This window comes from Longicatena caecimuris (genome assembly GCF_018406465.1).
In the GTDB taxonomy this organism is placed as follows: Bacteria; Bacillota_I; Bacilli_A; order Erysipelotrichales; family Erysipelotrichaceae; genus Longicatena; species Longicatena caecimuris.
In genome coordinates this window covers 147,686-164,775 of sequence record NZ_AP024510.1, presented here as the reverse complement: position 1 = coordinate 164,775, position 17,090 = coordinate 147,686, and the positions used below count along the sequence as shown (strand labels likewise).

Genomic DNA, 17,090 nt, shown 5'->3' with positions numbered 1-17,090 from the left:
TAACTCTGTTTCATACATGTATTAAAAAGATAACTGCTATCATTTATAGCAAAAAGAGAGGGATCTTGTATGAATAAAAAGAAAATTGTGTTACTTTCTTTGCTCCTTCTTATGTTTCTTTGTAATCTAACTGCTTGCACGCAAAAGAGTAAAGATTCTGACTCCAAGCCTTATGAAGAACGCATAAAAGCAATTGTTAAATATTCCGGACCAAAAACACTTAAAAAAGATAGTGATTTTGATATTAACGAATACTTGGATGTTTATGAAATGCAAAGCGATAAAAAGGTTAAATTCAAACACGTTGAAGATTATAAGTGGCCACAAAAACTTTGTTATTCTATAGAAGTTGATTGTGGTGACGGTAAACAAAGTTGTGAGTTTTCTACAGAAGTACCAAATTTTTATACTTTCTCAGTAATTGCAGGAAGTTCTGAAGGTGCTTATACGATTAAAGAAATAGATATAACTGTTCAAGATAAGAACTAATGAATTTTTATAAAAAGTGATGGTTGCATCACTTTTTATTATTTACCTATGCTCCATGTCCTTAGATTTTTTACCAATTCCTTATAAACTTTAGCTGCGGAATCTTTACTACAAATATAGTTTTGTAAGATTGATGTAAAATCACTTTGGTTTATCAACATTTCCATTGTAATTCCCGGATTTTCTTCTATTATTGACAGATTATATAGTTGTGTTGTATTTACAGCCTCTATGAGTTCCTTTTTAGCATGATCATAAATATCGAAATCTTTTACATCCTCGCTACACAATAAAGGTACTTTCATATTAGTGTCTAATAATGCCTGTATCCCTTTCTTCGATCGTACCATAGCTAGAAACCGTCTTGCTGTATTCGGGTATTTACACTCTTTTGTTACGGCAAATCCAAACGTCGTAAACGGCGGTGCTATGGTTTCTTCTTGCCAAGATGGCATCGCCATGAAATGTAGATTACCATTTTGATAGGCACCTCTTTTTTCATACTGAAACTTTGTCGATAGTAAGCCACATAAATAATCATCACCATTATAAAAATCCTTTTGCTGTATCAAATCATCCGGCATATCCAATTTTGTATTTATTTCCTTATATGCTTTTAACTGCTTGATTGTCTGCTCTTTAGGAAAAAGATTGGTAAATGGAATTGTTTCCTCTGGAAGTAGTTTAGCGAAAAACGGATATACATATTCTCCCATATGATTATGATAATAACGTACATGACTTTCTGCCATTTGCTCAAAACTAACTAGATCTTCTTCCGACAATTTATTTTTTTCTAACATATCCTTGCGATAACAAAACACCAGTCCCTCCCCAATAACAGGTGTATAATAATCGCTTAATTCCTTTCTCTGTAAACTATTTGGCACATCATATGTATATGACACTTCCTTTATCTCCATGAGCTTATCTTTTAAAAAAGTTGCGTCAATATCGTTCGTCCAGATAATATCTTGTTTGATATCCTGGGTAAAGTAATAAGGTTGTACAACGAAATGTAAAGCATCTTTTTGTTTCGGATAGCTACGATTCCATAAATCGTTTAATTTATCCGCATATGCCTGATGTTCCACCTGAATCAACAGATGCGCATCTTTTTCAGTCATTTCAATCTTTTCTCTTGAAGCATTACTACATGCACAAAGAAACGCTGTTATACCTAACAAAATTAGTTTTTTCATGTCCTCACCTGTTTTGAGTATAACAACTTCTATCATCACATTCTGTCGAATTCACATATGCCTTTTTAATCATCTGTATCCTTCATTTGCGATAACTTTATATAAGCTTTCCCGTATGAAAAAAAGCAAAGATTCGTTTGGCTTTTTCCTGCTTGTATACTATACTATAACTATAGACAAGGGGGTTTTCCAATGAACCATGTTACAGCACTTTATCATGCATTAGAGAAAGAAGAGAAACTCCACCACGATGACATTTACAATTATGCGATTCCTAATGCATGGAATATGTATGGCTATCCGGATAAGAAAAACTTACGCAGCCGTGAAATTCTGGTCAATCCATACCGCTTTTATCTTTTTACTTTGCGCCACATCTTAATGGATGAACAAGGAAAAGTGAAAAAAAGCATTCCTTTTCAAGATGCTAAAGCTTCAAAAGGCAGCTGGCTGAAAAAGTCCAGTATATATTCCCTCATGGTACGTACTGCCACGGCATGGGATCACGATCGTGATGATGCATTGCCACATGATAATTTGTATCATTTAAGTGATAATGGCACTTTTTTGAAGAGTATTTTATTAATTCCCTACTTAAAACGCATGGGTATAAACACCATACTTATGCACCAGCCATTTGCTTTAAGCAAAACACAGACGCCTCATACGTATGCCGCAAAGGAATGTGTGCGTAGTTTTACGGATATAGATGAAACGTTACATGATCCACTTGTACCGGAATTAAATGTTCTGGAACAATGCTTAGCATTTATTGAAGCCTGCCATATGCATGGTATCCGTGTTCTTTTAGAATTTTGTCCAGGTAAGCTTGCCAGAGATAATACATATTATCAGAAACATCCGGAATGGTTTTATTGGATGACAAATGATGAATTGCGAAATTATCATGCGCCGATTTGTAATGCGCTACCGCAAAACACAATACCGCATACGTATGCGTTGAAAGATTTTTATCGCAGCGAAGATGTAAAAGCACACCTAGCTTTCTTCCGTAATGCACCAAAGCCTACGGATATGGATTTGGCTGCTATAGAAAAACTAGAACATATCACGATTGCGCCAATGTTCTCAGATCAAATCAATGCACATTTACCTATTGATGAAGATGGTACTGTATTCCGTTTCTTTGAAGATTTTCATATTCATGTACCAAAAAACGCATTACCTGCAAATTGTGCACCTTATCTAATGCAAGACAGCATTCGTTATGATTTGCATCCGGGAAAAAAGGCTTTGCGTAGTTTATGGGATATGTTAAATGAAACCATTCAATGGTATCAACAAACACTCGGCGTTGATGGTATTTATTTAGAAAAAACATATTTATTACCTGAAAAACTGCAAAAGGAATTGGTGAAGACAGCGCGCAAAGGAAACCGTCATTTTGCCATGATTGCAGAAGATACGCTCATGGAAAATAGTAGCGCATGGGTTGCAAAAGGCTTTGATGCCATTAGTGGAAATAGTGGTTATGAAGAAACCAATATTTGGGATTTCCGTTTCCATACCTTTGCATATCGTTTAAAAGGCAATGCCTGTCCCATGTTTGCGGCTAGTGAATTTTATGATGCCAGAAGGGTATGTTCATTGGAAAATGGTAGAAAACTGATGATTATGTTAAGTGTTATGAATCAATTCTTACCCAATGGTATTCCGATGTTGATGAATGGTGTAGAATGCTATGAGGTACAGCCAATGCAGTTGAGTGAGTATGGGGATAAAAAATATTTGTCTTCTCTGCCAAAAGAAGATCTCCGCTACCGTCAACAAGCTTACTTAGATGCTTACTATTTTAATTATCGTACGCCGGATCTCAATGTTTTACCTTCTTTATTAGAGCGTTGTTGCGCAATACGTAATACATATCTTGATGCCATTAGTAAAGAAGAAAGCTGTATTCCCGTATGGTTTGATTCCCCAAAAGATTTTGGCATTGGGTATAGTTTTGTCTTAGAGGATCGTGCATTAATGGTTATTTGTAATACAAACATTAATACAGCCAGTCATTTACATATCCATACTGAGAATTTATATAGTGAATTGCCTTTTACGGTAGCTGAAATCCATCAAATCTTCTCTACTTCAGACCCTTATATACATGATGTACCGCAGGACTCTTTCCGCAATCTACCATTGGATTTTGAATGTGGAGAAGTAAAGTTTATCGAATTTAAAGCTACCAAATCAACCGATGGACAAATAGTTTAATTCTTGAACAAGATGGTTTTTAGATAAGTTATTTGATGATGATCTTCATAATGAAAATCGACGGTTATAAATATCTTAAATAGAAGTACCCATTTACTTTTTAAAAGAATCGCTATCGATTCTTTTTTTCTGTCCTTATCTATATTATAATGAAACAGGTGATAACATGTATCGTTTAAAAGAAGATCATATGGATGAATTTGAAATCAAAAAAAGTCGTTTCCTATGTTACCTTCATCGTTGTAACAGTGAAGAAGAGGCAAAGACTTTTATTAACAAGATAAAAAAAGAACACCCTAATGCCAGACATCATTGTTATGCCTTTATCATAGGTGAACAAAATGAAATACAACGCAGTAATGATGACGGAGAACCTGCCGGTACAGCAGGTGTGCCCATGTTAGAATGTTTGATGAAACATCAGATGCAAGATATCGTAGCAGTTACCGTACGTTATTTCGGCGGTATCAAATTAGGGGCAGGCGGATTGATACGTGCGTATGCAAAAAGTGTATCGCATGCGCTTGAAAGTGCTTGTCTTACCCGTAAACAGAAAATGTTCGTATATACCTTACATTTTCCATATCATCTCATTGGTAAGATGGATTATCTTTTCCGTTCTCACAATATCGAGGTATCTGATAAGCAATATCAAGAAGATGCTGTTTATACGTATTTATGTGAGCAGCCCTTAGATGATGAAATTTCAGAAATCACCAATGGCGCTTATCTTCCCGTCTTTATCAAAGAATGTATAATAGATGTAGCATTACAAGGTGTAAAAACCAATCTAACAGATTCCTGAGTCTGGATCTTTACATGTTTTCAAATTATGGTGCTTAACATTCCTTATATATATAAAACGTAAATTATTTCTTCTATTTAAAAAAGTTTCCCTTAGATTCTTTTTCATAACAATGAATAAAATTCAATAAAAAGCGCTGTGCTAATGATGCTGGGGCAATCGCTTTAAGTGCTTCATCAAAAGAATACCACTTAGCCTCATCTATCTCCCAATCTGATATGTCTGCCAAAGATGTACTATCTAATAGAACTGCAAAACTTAGCATCAAAGTGTTTGTCTTTTCAAAATATTCACTTTTCAAATAGCGATACGCAACAACCCTTCTGCCTATCTCTTCTGTCATCTCGCGGCACACCGCATCTTCAACACTTTCTTTTTGATTCACATAGCCAGCCACCAAAACATTACGCTGTTCACCATATTGTTGAATCAAAAGTATTTGCTTTTCATCCGGTGATAATGCCACCAGGGATACAGCTGTATTAAATTGCGGAAATATGTATTTCTGACAAGTCGTGCAATATGGAATGCAACCCTCATGTTCATGTTTTTTCATAATTAATGCGTTACCGCATGTACTGCAAAATTTCATAGACATCCTTCCTTCCATCATTATTATAGCCATAATAACAGTAAAAGAAACCTTCACAGGTTTCTTTAATGCATATCCTTCACCATTTTCCACAATTCACTATAAGATACAAAACCAATGGCATCACATTTTTCCTTAGCCACCTGACGCTGTTTCTTTACATTACCTTCATGCACACGGTTCAAATTGTTTTTATCCATCATGTATTGCACATAAGAGAATTTCTTCAATAAGAACCATTTCGCAATGATTTCATTAATTGTTTTTTCACGGTTTTTACTTTCTTCTAACAGTTTTTGTAAATGTTCCTGTTGCCAGGCTCCCATTTCTTTCGCCATTTCATACATCTCATCATAGTTCTCAAATACCTTACTGTCAAGACGTCTTTGAACGATACCGGCTTTCTGATTCTGCATAAAGAATGCAATCACATTTTCCATCATGCGCTCAATCGTATCTTTATTCACTGACATCGCAATGATTTCATTTCGTGTTCCCTCGTATTCATTTTCCGGTTCACTCATTACATAGTACAATGCCTTAGCAATGACATATTCTTCCTTATCTCCTAATGTTAAAATTACGGCCTTTTGATAATCATCAAATTTTCCATATACTACATATGGACAACAAATCGTTCCATGCGGCAACTTAAATGAATCTTTGTAGCGAATGATCTGATTGGCAATTGCCTCTTTATTAATATTCAAGTGCAAATCTACTGCAACTTTCAGATTATGATCCTCTTCAAAGAGTGCTTCTAATACCTCACGTACTTCTTCCTTCCCCTCATCAGCCTCAATGATGGAAAGGTAATCCTCTAGGAATCCATTAAACGTACAAATTCCTTCACCACTTTCACGAATGTCTTTAACCCCATTCAAAATATCATAAATAGCCATAGTTCTCCTCCTTTCCCAGTCGTATTTTACATTTGAAGATCAATGGAACTATGTTGTCTGATGATACAATACTACATCTATAATTTATGAAAAAGTAAATTCATATATTCGTTAAAATCGTATAGAAAGGTATATCTATCTTCATTTTACAACGTTTTTTTTATTTTTCAACCAAAATTTAAGCGTTTTCATAAATATGTGACATAAACTTAAGTTACTTAATAATATTGCAAAACCGTAAAGATGTGTATTGTACTATTATGGACAAGGTAAAATTAACACCATTTGCTTTAACCCTAGGTTTATGTAAGCTTAACTCAGCCTATAATAAATTTCCACCAGCTAAGCTGGTGGTTTTTACGTAATCGCCCCAAGGGGCTCAGATTCAGGCTACGCTTACCAGCGTAACAATACGGTCTGGCATTTGCATTTCTATTTCTTATTACCCGTAAACGGGTCTTCTATATCCAGTGTCAATTGTTCACTTAGTTCATCTTCTTTTAATTGATTTTTTATATATGCTTCAATTACTTTGTCATTCTTTCCTGCTGTATCTACATGATATCCTCTACACCAAAATGATCGATTCCTATATTTGTATTTCATATTCCCCCATTTCTGATAGATCATAATATTACTTTTCCCTTTCAGAAATCCCATAAATCCTGATACGCCAAACTTTACAAAGGGCGAAAACAGAATGTGAAACGGGCTGCTGACAACAAACGGCGGTATGCTCCCAAAGAGGGCAGCATACCGCCTGTTTTGTTGTCAGGGGTTTCCAAAGGGGCTTGCCCTTTGGCACACGACTTTGCTTGCAAAGTGTAGTGTGTTATACGCTCTGTCGGCGTTGCCGTGAACGTTGCCGCCGAGGAGAGCAAGGGCATTTGAAGCGGCAGGAAAACAGGACTGTGATTGCGTGGCGTGAAGCCGCAAGCGCAGGACTGGTTTCATCAGCAGACAGGGCGTATATGAAAAATATTTCCTCAAAATAGAACTAAGAAAATATCAGTTTTTTTATGTAAGTTCAATTCGAGGTTTTTTACGTAGCGTATCTTCATTCCAAGAACTCAAAATATTCGAACTAAGTTTCTGCATCTTTTTTAGTTCTCTTGAAGCCTTATAAATATCCGTATCAAGATATATTTGCGGTAATATTGTAACATTCGTTTGTTGTTTCAATGCTAACGGATTTTCGCTATTACCTTTAAGAAGTTTAACATATTCGCCAAATATTGCAGGACAGTTCTTCTCCAATAAGGCAGGAATGGACGGATATACAATTTTGTTAATTATATCACTGGCCCAATATCCCGTTATTGATAAGTCAACTGGGTTTACATATATGTGATTATAAAAGTCAATGTCAATTATGCTCCCATGAATCGTGCCTACTCCACCAATTCTTTTTACTATATCTGCAACTCGTTTTTGAAATGAAGTAAACTTGTCAAGCGGCGTTTTTATTGTAGAAATCATAGCGTCCATATTATCATAATAATACTGAATATCTGGAATTTCCAACTTTTTCATAGCACCGCCATTAAGTATGGTAAGGCTACCATTTCTTGATTGATGAATAAAACAGTAATACCCCTTCTTTTTCAGCATATAAAGTACATTTACTTCTCGCTGAAATGTTATGGATATATTCTTTCCTCGGTAGAAGTCATTGTACTGCTCACTTGTAACCTCAAATATGCCATCCTCATAATCGGAAAAACAGTCATAATCGTTATCAATTAAAAAAGTTTTCAAATGAGGATCCTCACTATGGTATCCCACTTGATTGTCCGAATAGACTCTGTACTCACCATCATCATAGAAGAAATTCCTGTGGGTATGTCCACTTACATAAACATAGTTTTTGTCAGGCTCCGCTTCTCTGCACCAATCTTTTTTAGGCGTATGTGTTAAAATAATCGTGTTCTTATTTATTAGAATGGGGCGCAAACGATTATACAAATCTTCAAAAATTTTAGATTCTTTTATTTCAGTAGTCCTGTCCACAGTCATTCGATAAATGCCGTTATCGGCATTAAATTCCATATTATATCCCGAAAATCCCGATCCGCCGAGAATTACATATCTTGCACTTCGCAAGCGATCAGCAATTTGCGTTTTATTCATTTGGCACAAATCATGATATTTAATCAGGTGTGTTCCTGTGTTCGGATCAGCAAGTAAACCGCAATCTTCTTTGTAAAGAAGATCGTTATGAAGTAAATACATACCATATTCTTCTAAAATAGTTCGATACTTTGAAACGATTTGTTCTATTTGAAAGCCCGGAAAACTCCATAACTCATGATTTCCAAGCGTAAACACAATCTGTGTTTTCCGACGTAATGTTTTGGAAAGAATCTTTACAAATAACTGAAATATTCCAATATCTGATGCTACATCACCGTCAATCAATAATAATCTTCCTGCTTCATTAGCAATAGTATTAACTATTCTTTGAATCACATATATAATATCTTCTTTTGAACGACAGCCTGCATTTTGTATTCTGTGCATAAGATGAAGATCTGAAATATAGTGAACTCTTTGGCATTTGTTATCAAAAGCCAGATCAAAATTTGATAAGTCTCGCCCCGCTACTTCTGATACCAAATCTCTTGAAGATTGAAGAACTAAAGCAGTTTTAGATTCATTTTTTTCAATACACTCAAAGGATTCTATGACGTTCAAGTTGATCACATAAGTATCATATTGTAGGCCAAACTTTTCACATAAGCTGCTTTTCATTTTTGCGCCTGTAAAGTCAATAAAATCCCACTGAGCTAAATTGTCAAGCCCATCACAAAAAAGCAAATCTGCATTAGATAGGTTTCCTTTAAGAAAAACAACAAAATCAAAAAAATACTTAAATGTATGATTATATTCTTTAAGTATGCTACCAGATTTGTTGAGCCACTTCTGAACTACATAAAATTTCCCATCATGATAGTATTTTTTTACAGAATATGTGACTTCCATATCTGCATGAATCGGAAGCTTTGTTGTTTCATCAACGATATACCTGAAAAAATTCTCATTACATTCAAGTGCGCCTGATAAATCGCAATATGTTAAATCCCTATTTCGATAATCAATAAACTCATCAAACGTTTCAAAATATCTACAAATTGTCGTGATTGGAAAATATTCATTACCTTTTTGATATCCTTTAATTTCTTCGCAATAGTAGTGCGTTTTCTTGTCAAAAAATGCTTTTGAATAAAAATCAATCTCTCCCTCTTTCAAGAGACGAATATACTCTTTTAATTTCTTCTTATGCTTATATATTGTCCCCTTTGCTCCTGAAGAGTAATTGAATGATTGCATAACATCGTCAGAATCATATATTGAACATAAAGCATTTATCATTTTGTATTCAGGATAAGCACCGGAGGACATATACTCCATAATAATAGAGAAGCGTTGTTTATCCTTGACATCTGCGAAAATATACTGAAAAAAGAAAAAGCTGACATCAACAATGGAAGCAATCTTAGATTTTTTATAATTTCCCACGACTTTTACTAATTCATCATAGCTACTACAATTGTTAAATTTTTTGCTCCACTGTTGACAATATTTATGAATTAGCTTTCCTTCCTCATAATTCTTTTTTTCTTCGTTTGATAATGACAACGAATAATCGTCTATTGTATCTTCGATAAACGCTTTTCTTGCCATTAAGGTTTTTGCGTTATTTTTTTTAGAAATAGATATTCTCGAAAAAGGGCAAAATGTATAGCAAGCATCATCATAAATATCCCCATTTAAGAAGTCAAAATAAGAATCAAAATTATCAAACGATAGAAAAACGCCTCTTTTTTGTTCCACACCATCTGCGTCCAAATAAATTAGCGTTTCTTCAACGAAGAAAGAATTAGAAATAATGTCAAATCCTCTTTTCCCTGTTATGCGAAAACCTGCTTTTCGTTCAAAAGTTACAAGCTGAATATCGTTCTTATATTCTTCTGGGACATCAAAAACCCGAATTTCTTTTTTCTTTAATTGTCTGATTATTTTCTTTATTTCTGATTGTGCCACACTATTTTCCTCCTTTCTCTGCCTGCTCAATCATCTTTTTCGCCAGCTTTTGAAACAGGTCGGCGGCCTCCTCGTCCATCGGCGCAAGTTGTCCGATCTGTCCGGCAATCATTGCTGTTACATCATCAACGGAAATCGGTTTTTGTTTCTGTTCTACCAATGCGTCCCGAAAAGTCTGGAACATGGCGGCGGTCACAGCTTCCCCCGGCTGTTCCCCGTTGTCAATGTCTTTCTTAATATCCCGCAGGATAGCAAGGAACATGCTCTTGATTTTCTCAATCTCCGCTTCGTGTTCCCCTATCTTCTGGGCATTCAAAAGCTGTAAATCCTGCCTTGCGTCTGCCCGGTGTTCCGGGTGTTCTTTCATCAGGTTGGACAAAGAAGCCGTTGCAATCTCGATTAGCTGGTTTCTTGCTGTTATCTCCTTTGCAGCCGTATCCTGAAAATAAATCCGTATCAAATCTATCAGCTTCGGAAAGTTCTTGTGTTCCAAAAGGCGGTTAAGGATTTGCACATCGACTGCGCCCGTCACAAGCCCCCTCACGGCTCCCTCGGATAAGCCCAATTCGGAAATATCGTAGCTTTTACGGACGCTCACGGTGGACAAGCCCAGTATGTAGTCCGTTGATACCTTAAATTCCTTTGCCACGCCTATGAGAATATCACTGCTGACCGTTCTTGTTTCGCCGCTGACAATCCGGCTCAACTGAGAAGCAGAAACGCCTATCTTTTCCGCAAGTTCCTTTTGTGTGATGTGGTTTCCGTTACATAAATCGGAAATCCGCTGTCCGGGTGTTCCGGGTAGAGCCATAGACACGCACCTCCTCCGCAGATTTCCATTATACAGCAAAATTGCAAAAATGCAATTCTCGCAAAATTCCGGGGATTACATTTTTTTCGTGTAGACTTAGGGTAGTTCATCGATGGACAGCAACTTGAAAACAGAATGACCGTCCGAAAAGGAATATCCGGCGGGGGAAGCACCGCAAGGAACCGACTTCTGGACACTTTGTCCAGAGATCACTTCGGGACAAGTTGACCCGAAGCTGTGGGGAGCGTACCAACACCGGAAATCCTTTCGGGGAGAACGGCAACGGCGGGAGTGCTGTAACTGTGAGGACGGCAACTGCATTGTCCTTGACGATGGAGACACCTGCACCTGCCCTCAGATGATTTCTTTCTCGGTCTGCTGTAAATGGTTTCGGTGGGCGGTCTTGCCCCTTGCCGGGACGTTGGAAGCAGAGATTTACCGGGATAGGGACTTGAAACGCTGTACAGTCTGCGGCGGCGTGTTCATCCAAAAATCCAACCGGGCTAAATACTGCCCCGGCTGCGCCGCCAAAGTTCACAGGCGGCAGAAAACAGAAAATGAACGGAAAAGGAGGTCTGCTGTGGACAGTTAAGAGCGAAAAAAGCCTTGATTTACAAGGCTTCGCAAGCCCTAAACCGGGGCGGGTGGTATAAAGTATCGCCCACTCCGGAAAATAGGTTTTTAACCGTCCATAAAATACGCTATGACAAGCACGATTTATATTCATCAGCCGGAAAAGGCGTTCAGCTTCACCCGGCTCCCGAATTTCCTCTTTGAAGCACCTACATTCCAGCCTCTGTCCAACGAAGCTAAACTACTGTATGCCTTTATCCTGCGGCGGGCGGAGTTGTCCCGTAAAAATGGGTGGGCGGACGAGTACGGGCGCATTTACCTGTACTATCCCATCTGTGAGGTGGTGGACTTGCTCCACTGTGGGCGGCAGAAAGCCGTCAACACCCTGCGGGAGTTACAGTATGCGGAGTTGATTGACATTAAGAAACAGGGCTGTGGAAAACCCAACTGTATTTACCCGAAATCCTATGAAGCGGTTTCAAACGCTGACTTCAAGAAATCCGATTTTGGAACGCCCAAGGTCTGAAAACCATATCCGACAAGTTCGATAATCAATCCTCTTGAAGTACGGAAACTGGACGGTATATAGAAATACAAAGATTAAAAATATTTTATTTATATCCATTTCATTCCAATCCTATCAGAGATCGTTTTGGCGGGATTTTCCCTGTAGAAAACCCATCGGAAAGGAATGGAACGGGGAAAGGAGGAGAATGGCACAACACGCAATCTTGCGTTTTGAGAAGCACAAGGGCAACCCGGCAAGGCCGCTGGAAGCCCATCACGAAAGACAGAAAGAACAATACGCCAGCAATCCCGACATTGACACCAGCCGGAGTAAATACAACTTCCATATCGTCAAGCGGTCGGGACGCTATTACCACTTCATTCAGAGCCGTATTGAACAGTCGGGGTGCCGCACCCGAAAGGACAGCACCCGGTTTGTCGATACGCTCATCACCGCCAGCCCGGTGTTTTTCAAGAGAAAATCCCCAAAGGAGATACAGGCGTTTTCCCAGAGGGCGGCAGAGTTTTTGATCGGGCGGGTAGGCCGGGAAAATATCGTGTCGGCGGTGGTACACATGGACGAGAAAACGCCCCACCTGCATTTGACCTTTGTGCCGCTGATAAAGGACAACCGCCTGTGCGCTAAGGAGAAACCTCTCCCCGGTGTTCACGCCGGAGCAGGAAGCGGCCAAACGCCGGGAACTGGAACAACAGCTTTATGAGGTGTTCCGCAAGTACACCGACAGACGGCAGAATGAGGAAGCCAGGGCGTAAGGTTTTCCGAAGCCATCGTTGATTTGCGGGGCTGCTGGCGGCATAATAGAAGTGTCAGCAGCTCCGTTTCTTTTTAAGAAAACATTTCATTCTTTTGAATTTTTTTCATATACTAGAATAAACCATAAGAGGATATCTTAAATCTTCTTAACATTCCCCATTTACATTCAGTTTCATGATATTCTTTATTTACTAAATACCATTATCGGTTTAAAATATAAGTATTATACAGAAAAAGGGTGATGAAATGAAACAAGAATTATTACTTTCCCTTCTGGAAACAAATGCCCGTTACTCCACAAGAGATTTAGCTGACATTTTACTGGAAGATGAAGACAGTGTCATTCATACCATGAATGAACTTGAGAAAAAGAAAATTATATGTGGGTATCATACCATTATCAATTGGGATAAAACAAACCGTGATAAAGTCATGGCAATGATCGAGGTAGAAGTATCACCGGAACGCGATTATGGCTATGATCGTATCGCCAGAAATATTTATCGTTATCCGGAAGTCGATACAATGTATCTGATGAGCGGAAAGAGCGAGTTTATCGTCATAATTTATGGCAAGACCATGCAGGAAGTTTCTAATTTTGTCGGCTCAAAATTAGCGACGACTGACCATGTCACATCCACATCGACATTTTTCGTATTAAAAGAATACAAAGTTAACGGCGTTGTCTTTGGTGATGAAGAAAAACCTGAAGAAAGATTGGTTGTAACACCATAATGCAATACGAAAATTTCTTAAGTAAAAAAGTACAGGAAATTAAACCTAGCGGTATCCGTAAATTTTTTGATTTAGCGAGTGAAATGGAAGGTGTCATCTCTCTGGGTGTTGGAGAACCTGATTTTGATACCCCATGGCATATTCGTGAAGCTGCTATATATTCTATTGAAAGTGGAAAAACGCATTATACAGCGAATCAGGGACTGCTGGAATTAAGAGAAGAAATCTGTGCTTATCAAAAACGCCGTTTTCATTTAGATTATGATCCCGTTCATAACGTCATCATCACCGTTGGCGGAAGTGAAGGTATCGACATTGCCATGCGAGCGATAGTGAATCCTGGCGATGAAGTCATTTTGATGGAGCCAAGTTATGTTGCCTATACCCCAAGTGTACAGTTAACCGGAGCCATACCGGTGCATGTAAAATTGGAACACGAAGAACAGTTTAAACTAACACCGGAAAAGTTAGAGGCTGCCATTACGCCAAAGACGAAAGCAATCTTGCTGAATTTCCCAAGTAATCCTACCGGTGGTGTCATGACGAAGGAAGATTATGCGAAATTAGTGCCAATTATTAAAAAACATGAACTAATCGTCATCAGCGATGAAATCTATGCTGAATTATCTTATGAGGATAATTTCTATTCTTTAGCAAATTTTGCTGAAATCAAAGATCAGGTTATCATTATCAGTGGTTTTTCTAAGGCATATGCGATGACCGGTTGGCGTTTAGGATATGTTTTAGCTAATCAAACCTTCACAGAGGCGATGAATAAGATCCATCAGTATATCATCATGTCTGCCCCTACCGGTGCACAATATGGTGCAATTGATGCGATGCGCAATGGCGATATCCATGTCCAAGAAATGAAAGAGGCCTATATGTCACGCCGTAATTTCATTACAAAAGGGTTTAATCGCATTGGTCTGCCTACGCATTTACCTCAGGGAGCATTTTATATCTTCCCGGATATCCGCTCGACCGGTTTAACGAGTGATGAATTTTGTGAGCAGCTATTGAATGAGCAAAAAGTTGCTTGTGTCCCTGGTACCGCTTTTGGTGATGCCGGAGAAGGTTTTATTCGTGTATCCTATGCTTATAGCATTGAGCATATTAAAGAAGCCATTGAGCGTATAGATGCATTCATGGAAAAATTTCGTTAAAGAGAAAGGCATTTCCCTACAGAAATGCCCTTCTTTCTTTATAAAAGCACTAGCTTTTTACATTTATAAATACTGAAACAGAAAGGAAATCAGGTTATCGTAACGAATGCTTTCTTTATTGATGAAAGCAATACGCTCTATTCTAATACGATTTCCTATAATATACATATGCTGAAATCACTAAATACAAACAATTTCTTATATCTAACCTGCGCTATGAATATTGTTTTGTTCCTCTTTGCACTCTATACAAACAACAATATTAGCAAAAATGATAATGCCAGAGAAATATATGGCGTTCTCTTCGCAATGATCACTATTTTATTAATCTAGTTGCTACGCCATCATAAATTCATGGAAACAAAAGCAACACAAGAGCTATGTATTTTAACTTTAGCTATGCATCTGAGTGCGTATATTATTATTTTTTAAACAGGAACTATCTTTTTAACAACTTTATAACAATGAAAAATAGGATACTAAATGATATCCTATTTTTCATATGTAATTTTTGTTGTGGGTAAAATATATATCTTGGTAATACGTTGCTTTTCTTTATAGTAGAAATAAAGCAACAACAGCATGCCACAAACCGTACCAAGAAACATAAGATAAGTTTTCTGTACAATGCCATAAACAACACTAAATAGCATAAAAAATATAATAAATACATGCTGTTTCAAAGTAACTTCCCATGCCGCACAAGCTCTCCAGTAATGTACTGTATGCGTGTTTCTTCTATGAAAGATAAATTGCATTCCTATATCCAACAAGGATAGATATCGATTTGCTAAGAGTTCACCTTGTGTTACATGATAACCATTCAGCAACTTTTTCAATACCATTTCTCTTTGTAGTTTCCTTAACAATAACCGCTCTCCCATCAATAACAAGATGCCATAAACAATCACACAGGTACCAATTATACCGAAAGCATATTGTACGAGAAGAGCTGACCATTCACCAAGATTGAAAATGCAAATAAGAAGAAACAAAGGCATACAAGTTTTCCATACATTTATGATTGCCACACCACCTGCGATACACAAAAAGCCATTACTGGTAACATAACAGCTGATATGAAAGCCTAAAAAATAAAGGAAGGCAATACTAAACAGAATCAAGAAAAATGTCTTAGATAGGGTGCCGGTTAAAAGATAAAAAATTATGAGAGAAGGAAACAAACATACGCATTGCAGGAAAAGCAGTATCAGCTCTTTCTGCAAGATACGTTTTCTAGCAATCTTTCTGCAAGGCAATATACTTTCCCATGTACTAATCGTTTCTTCTTGATAAGCAATATCATATAGCAAATAAATACAGAGAAATGACGGCAATATGGCAATAGACAAACGCATGGCGGTTTGTGGCAATAAAGAAGGCATAATCGGTATCAGCTGTGCGATTCCCATGGATGTGCCGGTTTCGGTATAAATAAGCTGTTTATAAGCAATGCTTACAATGATGATGAAGATTAGATATTTCCATTTTGATGTACGTAATAACCTTACTAATTCCAACATCATCATAAGTAATTCTCCAACGTGCGCTGATAATACGCTGTAATTTCTTTTTGATCTTTGGTATCTACTTGTATTTGTCCATCCACTAAGTGAATTAAACGTGTAATAAGAGAGCGTGTCGCCTCTAAGGTATGTGATGTTATAACAAAAAGGCGTTCTTTACTTTGTTGCTTGATTAAGTCGATAGCTGCCGCACTACTTTGCGCATCTATAGCAACAAAGGGTTCATCCATAAAAATGATCGGTGCTTTGCTTAATAAGATAATCGCAATCGCTACTTTTTGTTTTTGCCCTGAGCTGCATTTCATTAAACGCTGTTCTAAATAATCAATATGCAGGGCATTTAACACTTCCATTACCGCATCCATCTTGAATGAAATATCCTCACCGTTATAACAGCGGTAAAAATAACGCAAATTTTCCTTTACGGTAAGTTGTGGGAAAAGTGGGCTTTCGAAAGGCAAATAAGCAATCGGCATAGTTCTTTCCAACGTTCCACGATATGGAATCAAAAAGCCACAGAGAACATTTAATAATGTACTTTTTCCACTACCGTTTGTTCCTGCTAATAAAATACATCCGTTTTTTTCTTCCATTGTAATATTGATATCCTGTAGGGTATCCTTTTCATCATAAGCATAATATAAGTGGTTTGTTTGTATACAACTTGTCATAAAAATTTCTCCTTGCGAAAAGGATACGTCACTTTGCAAGGAATGTCAACTCATACTGAATAA

At 37.5% G+C, this 17,090-nt stretch carries 15 protein-coding genes and 1 pseudogene; 8 read left to right on the top strand and 8 right to left on the bottom strand.

Going from position 1 to position 17,090, the window contains the following annotated elements; all coding sequences use genetic code 11:
* Window positions 1-69: 69 nt before the first annotated feature.
* Window positions 70-489: a hypothetical protein gene (locus KJS44_RS00760; RefSeq protein ID WP_008691067.1), complete on the top strand. Its 420-nt coding sequence runs from the start codon at window positions 70-72 to the stop codon at window positions 487-489.
* A 38-nt stretch (window positions 490-527) separates the two neighbouring features.
* Here the strand turns inward: KJS44_RS00760 and KJS44_RS00755 are convergent, their stop codons facing one another.
* Complete coding sequence (locus KJS44_RS00755; protein WP_017144527.1) at window positions 528-1,691, bottom strand: extracellular solute-binding protein; 1,164 nt, start codon at window positions 1,689-1,691, stop codon at window positions 528-530.
* A 192-nt stretch (window positions 1,692-1,883) separates the two neighbouring features.
* On the opposite strand from KJS44_RS00755, the gene KJS44_RS00750 reads away from it, so the two are divergent.
* Together KJS44_RS00750 and KJS44_RS00745 are read left to right on the top strand one after the other, a co-directional pair.
* On the top strand, window positions 1,884-3,920 hold the full coding sequence (locus KJS44_RS00750; protein WP_008691065.1) for an alpha-amylase family protein: 2,037 nt from the start codon (window positions 1,884-1,886) through the stop codon (window positions 3,918-3,920).
* A gap of 166 nt (window positions 3,921-4,086) precedes the next feature.
* The gene (locus KJS44_RS00745; protein ID WP_008691064.1) at window positions 4,087-4,725 is read left to right on the top strand and encodes a YigZ family protein; all 639 of its coding nucleotides are present in this window, start codon (window positions 4,087-4,089) and stop codon (window positions 4,723-4,725) included.
* 73 nt (window positions 4,726-4,798) lie between these two features.
* Here KJS44_RS00745 and KJS44_RS00740 read toward each other — a convergent pair whose 3' ends face one another.
* The 5 genes and pseudogenes from KJS44_RS00740 to KJS44_RS00720 all read right to left on the bottom strand — a co-directional run bounded on the left by KJS44_RS00740 (window position 4,799) and on the right by KJS44_RS00720 (window position 11,074).
* Window positions 4,799-5,317, bottom strand: coding sequence for an NAD(+) diphosphatase (locus KJS44_RS00740; RefSeq protein WP_008691063.1), 519 nt, complete (start codon window positions 5,315-5,317; stop codon window positions 4,799-4,801).
* Between the two features lie 65 nt (window positions 5,318-5,382).
* A complete protein-coding gene (locus KJS44_RS00735; RefSeq protein WP_008691061.1) occupies window positions 5,383-6,219 on the bottom strand; it encodes a hypothetical protein in 837 nt (278 codons plus the stop codon).
* 432 nt (window positions 6,220-6,651) lie between these two features.
* A pseudogene (locus tag KJS44_RS00730) lies at window positions 6,652-6,924 on the bottom strand (transposase); the annotation flags it as partial.
* Between the two features lie 312 nt (window positions 6,925-7,236).
* Window positions 7,237-10,263: a metallophosphoesterase gene (locus KJS44_RS00725; RefSeq protein ID WP_008691059.1), complete on the bottom strand. Its 3,027-nt coding sequence runs from the start codon at window positions 10,261-10,263 to the stop codon at window positions 7,237-7,239.
* A 1-nt stretch (window position 10,264) separates the two neighbouring features.
* Window positions 10,265-11,074 carry a helix-turn-helix domain-containing protein gene (locus KJS44_RS00720; RefSeq protein ID WP_008691058.1) on the bottom strand — a complete coding sequence of 270 codons (810 nt, stop codon included), beginning with the start codon at window positions 11,072-11,074 and terminating at the stop codon, window positions 10,265-10,267.
* Between the two features lie 208 nt (window positions 11,075-11,282).
* On the opposite strand from KJS44_RS00720, the gene KJS44_RS00715 reads away from it, so the two are divergent.
* From KJS44_RS00715 to KJS44_RS00695, 5 genes are all read left to right on the top strand, one after another.
* The gene (locus KJS44_RS00715) at window positions 11,283-11,666 is read left to right on the top strand and encodes a cysteine-rich VLP domain-containing protein (protein ID WP_081484665.1); all 384 of its coding nucleotides are present in this window, start codon (window positions 11,283-11,285) and stop codon (window positions 11,664-11,666) included.
* A 111-nt stretch (window positions 11,667-11,777) separates the two neighbouring features.
* Window positions 11,778-12,173 carry a replication initiator protein A gene (locus KJS44_RS00710; RefSeq protein ID WP_017144525.1) on the top strand — a complete coding sequence of 132 codons (396 nt, stop codon included), beginning with the start codon at window positions 11,778-11,780 and terminating at the stop codon, window positions 12,171-12,173.
* 187 nt (window positions 12,174-12,360) lie between these two features.
* Window positions 12,361-12,876, top strand: coding sequence for a MobV family relaxase (gene mobV / locus KJS44_RS00705; RefSeq protein ID WP_438861554.1), 516 nt, complete (start codon window positions 12,361-12,363; stop codon window positions 12,874-12,876).
* A gap of 299 nt (window positions 12,877-13,175) precedes the next feature.
* Window positions 13,176-13,664 (top strand): Lrp/AsnC family transcriptional regulator, encoded by a 489-nt coding sequence (locus KJS44_RS00700; RefSeq protein WP_008691056.1) that lies wholly within the window; start codon window positions 13,176-13,178, stop codon window positions 13,662-13,664.
* Entirely contained in the window at window positions 13,664-14,830 is a 1,167-nt protein-coding gene (locus tag KJS44_RS00695; RefSeq protein ID WP_008691055.1) for an aminotransferase class I/II-fold pyridoxal phosphate-dependent enzyme, read from the top strand. The genes KJS44_RS00700 and KJS44_RS00695 overlap by 1 nt, the downstream gene beginning before the upstream one ends.
* A 491-nt stretch (window positions 14,831-15,321) precedes the next feature.
* Here KJS44_RS00695 and KJS44_RS00690 read toward each other — a convergent pair whose 3' ends face one another.
* Both KJS44_RS00690 and KJS44_RS00685 read right to left on the bottom strand, forming a co-directional pair.
* Window positions 15,322-16,359, bottom strand: coding sequence for a hypothetical protein (locus KJS44_RS00690; protein ID WP_008691053.1), 1,038 nt, complete (start codon window positions 16,357-16,359; stop codon window positions 15,322-15,324).
* Entirely contained in the window at window positions 16,356-17,027 is a 672-nt protein-coding gene (locus tag KJS44_RS00685) for an ATP-binding cassette domain-containing protein (RefSeq protein WP_008691051.1), read from the bottom strand. The genes KJS44_RS00690 and KJS44_RS00685 overlap by 4 nt, the downstream gene beginning before the upstream one ends.
* Between the last annotated feature and the right edge of the window lie 63 nt (window positions 17,028-17,090).

What these genes read in the sequence shown, in the direction of transcription:
- mobV (WP_438861554.1), top strand. Translation starts at nt 12,361, where the DNA reads ATGGCACAACACGCAATCTTGCGTTTTGAGAAGCACAAGGGCAACCCG.
- KJS44_RS00735 (WP_008691061.1), bottom strand. Translation starts at nt 6,219, where the DNA reads ATGGCTATTTATGATATTTTGAATGGGGTTAAAGACATTCGTGAAAGT.
- KJS44_RS00690 (WP_008691053.1), bottom strand. Translation starts at nt 16,359, where the DNA reads ATGATGATGTTGGAATTAGTAAGGTTATTACGTACATCAAAATGGAAA.
- KJS44_RS00710 (WP_017144525.1), top strand. Translation starts at nt 11,778, where the DNA reads ATGACAAGCACGATTTATATTCATCAGCCGGAAAAGGCGTTCAGCTTC.
- KJS44_RS00720 (WP_008691058.1), bottom strand. Translation starts at nt 11,074, where the DNA reads ATGGCTCTACCCGGAACACCCGGACAGCGGATTTCCGATTTATGTAAC.
- KJS44_RS00745 (WP_008691064.1), top strand. Translation starts at nt 4,087, where the DNA reads ATGTATCGTTTAAAAGAAGATCATATGGATGAATTTGAAATCAAAAAA.
- KJS44_RS00700 (WP_008691056.1), top strand. Translation starts at nt 13,176, where the DNA reads ATGAAACAAGAATTATTACTTTCCCTTCTGGAAACAAATGCCCGTTAC.
- KJS44_RS00760 (WP_008691067.1), top strand. Translation starts at nt 70, where the DNA reads ATGAATAAAAAGAAAATTGTGTTACTTTCTTTGCTCCTTCTTATGTTT.
- KJS44_RS00685 (WP_008691051.1), bottom strand. Translation starts at nt 17,027, where the DNA reads ATGACAAGTTGTATACAAACAAACCACTTATATTATGCTTATGATGAA.
- KJS44_RS00740 (WP_008691063.1), bottom strand. Translation starts at nt 5,317, where the DNA reads ATGAAATTTTGCAGTACATGCGGTAACGCATTAATTATGAAAAAACAT.
- KJS44_RS00695 (WP_008691055.1), top strand. Translation starts at nt 13,664, where the DNA reads ATGCAATACGAAAATTTCTTAAGTAAAAAAGTACAGGAAATTAAACCT.
- KJS44_RS00755 (WP_017144527.1), bottom strand. Translation starts at nt 1,691, where the DNA reads ATGAAAAAACTAATTTTGTTAGGTATAACAGCGTTTCTTTGTGCATGT.
- KJS44_RS00750 (WP_008691065.1), top strand. Translation starts at nt 1,884, where the DNA reads ATGAACCATGTTACAGCACTTTATCATGCATTAGAGAAAGAAGAGAAA.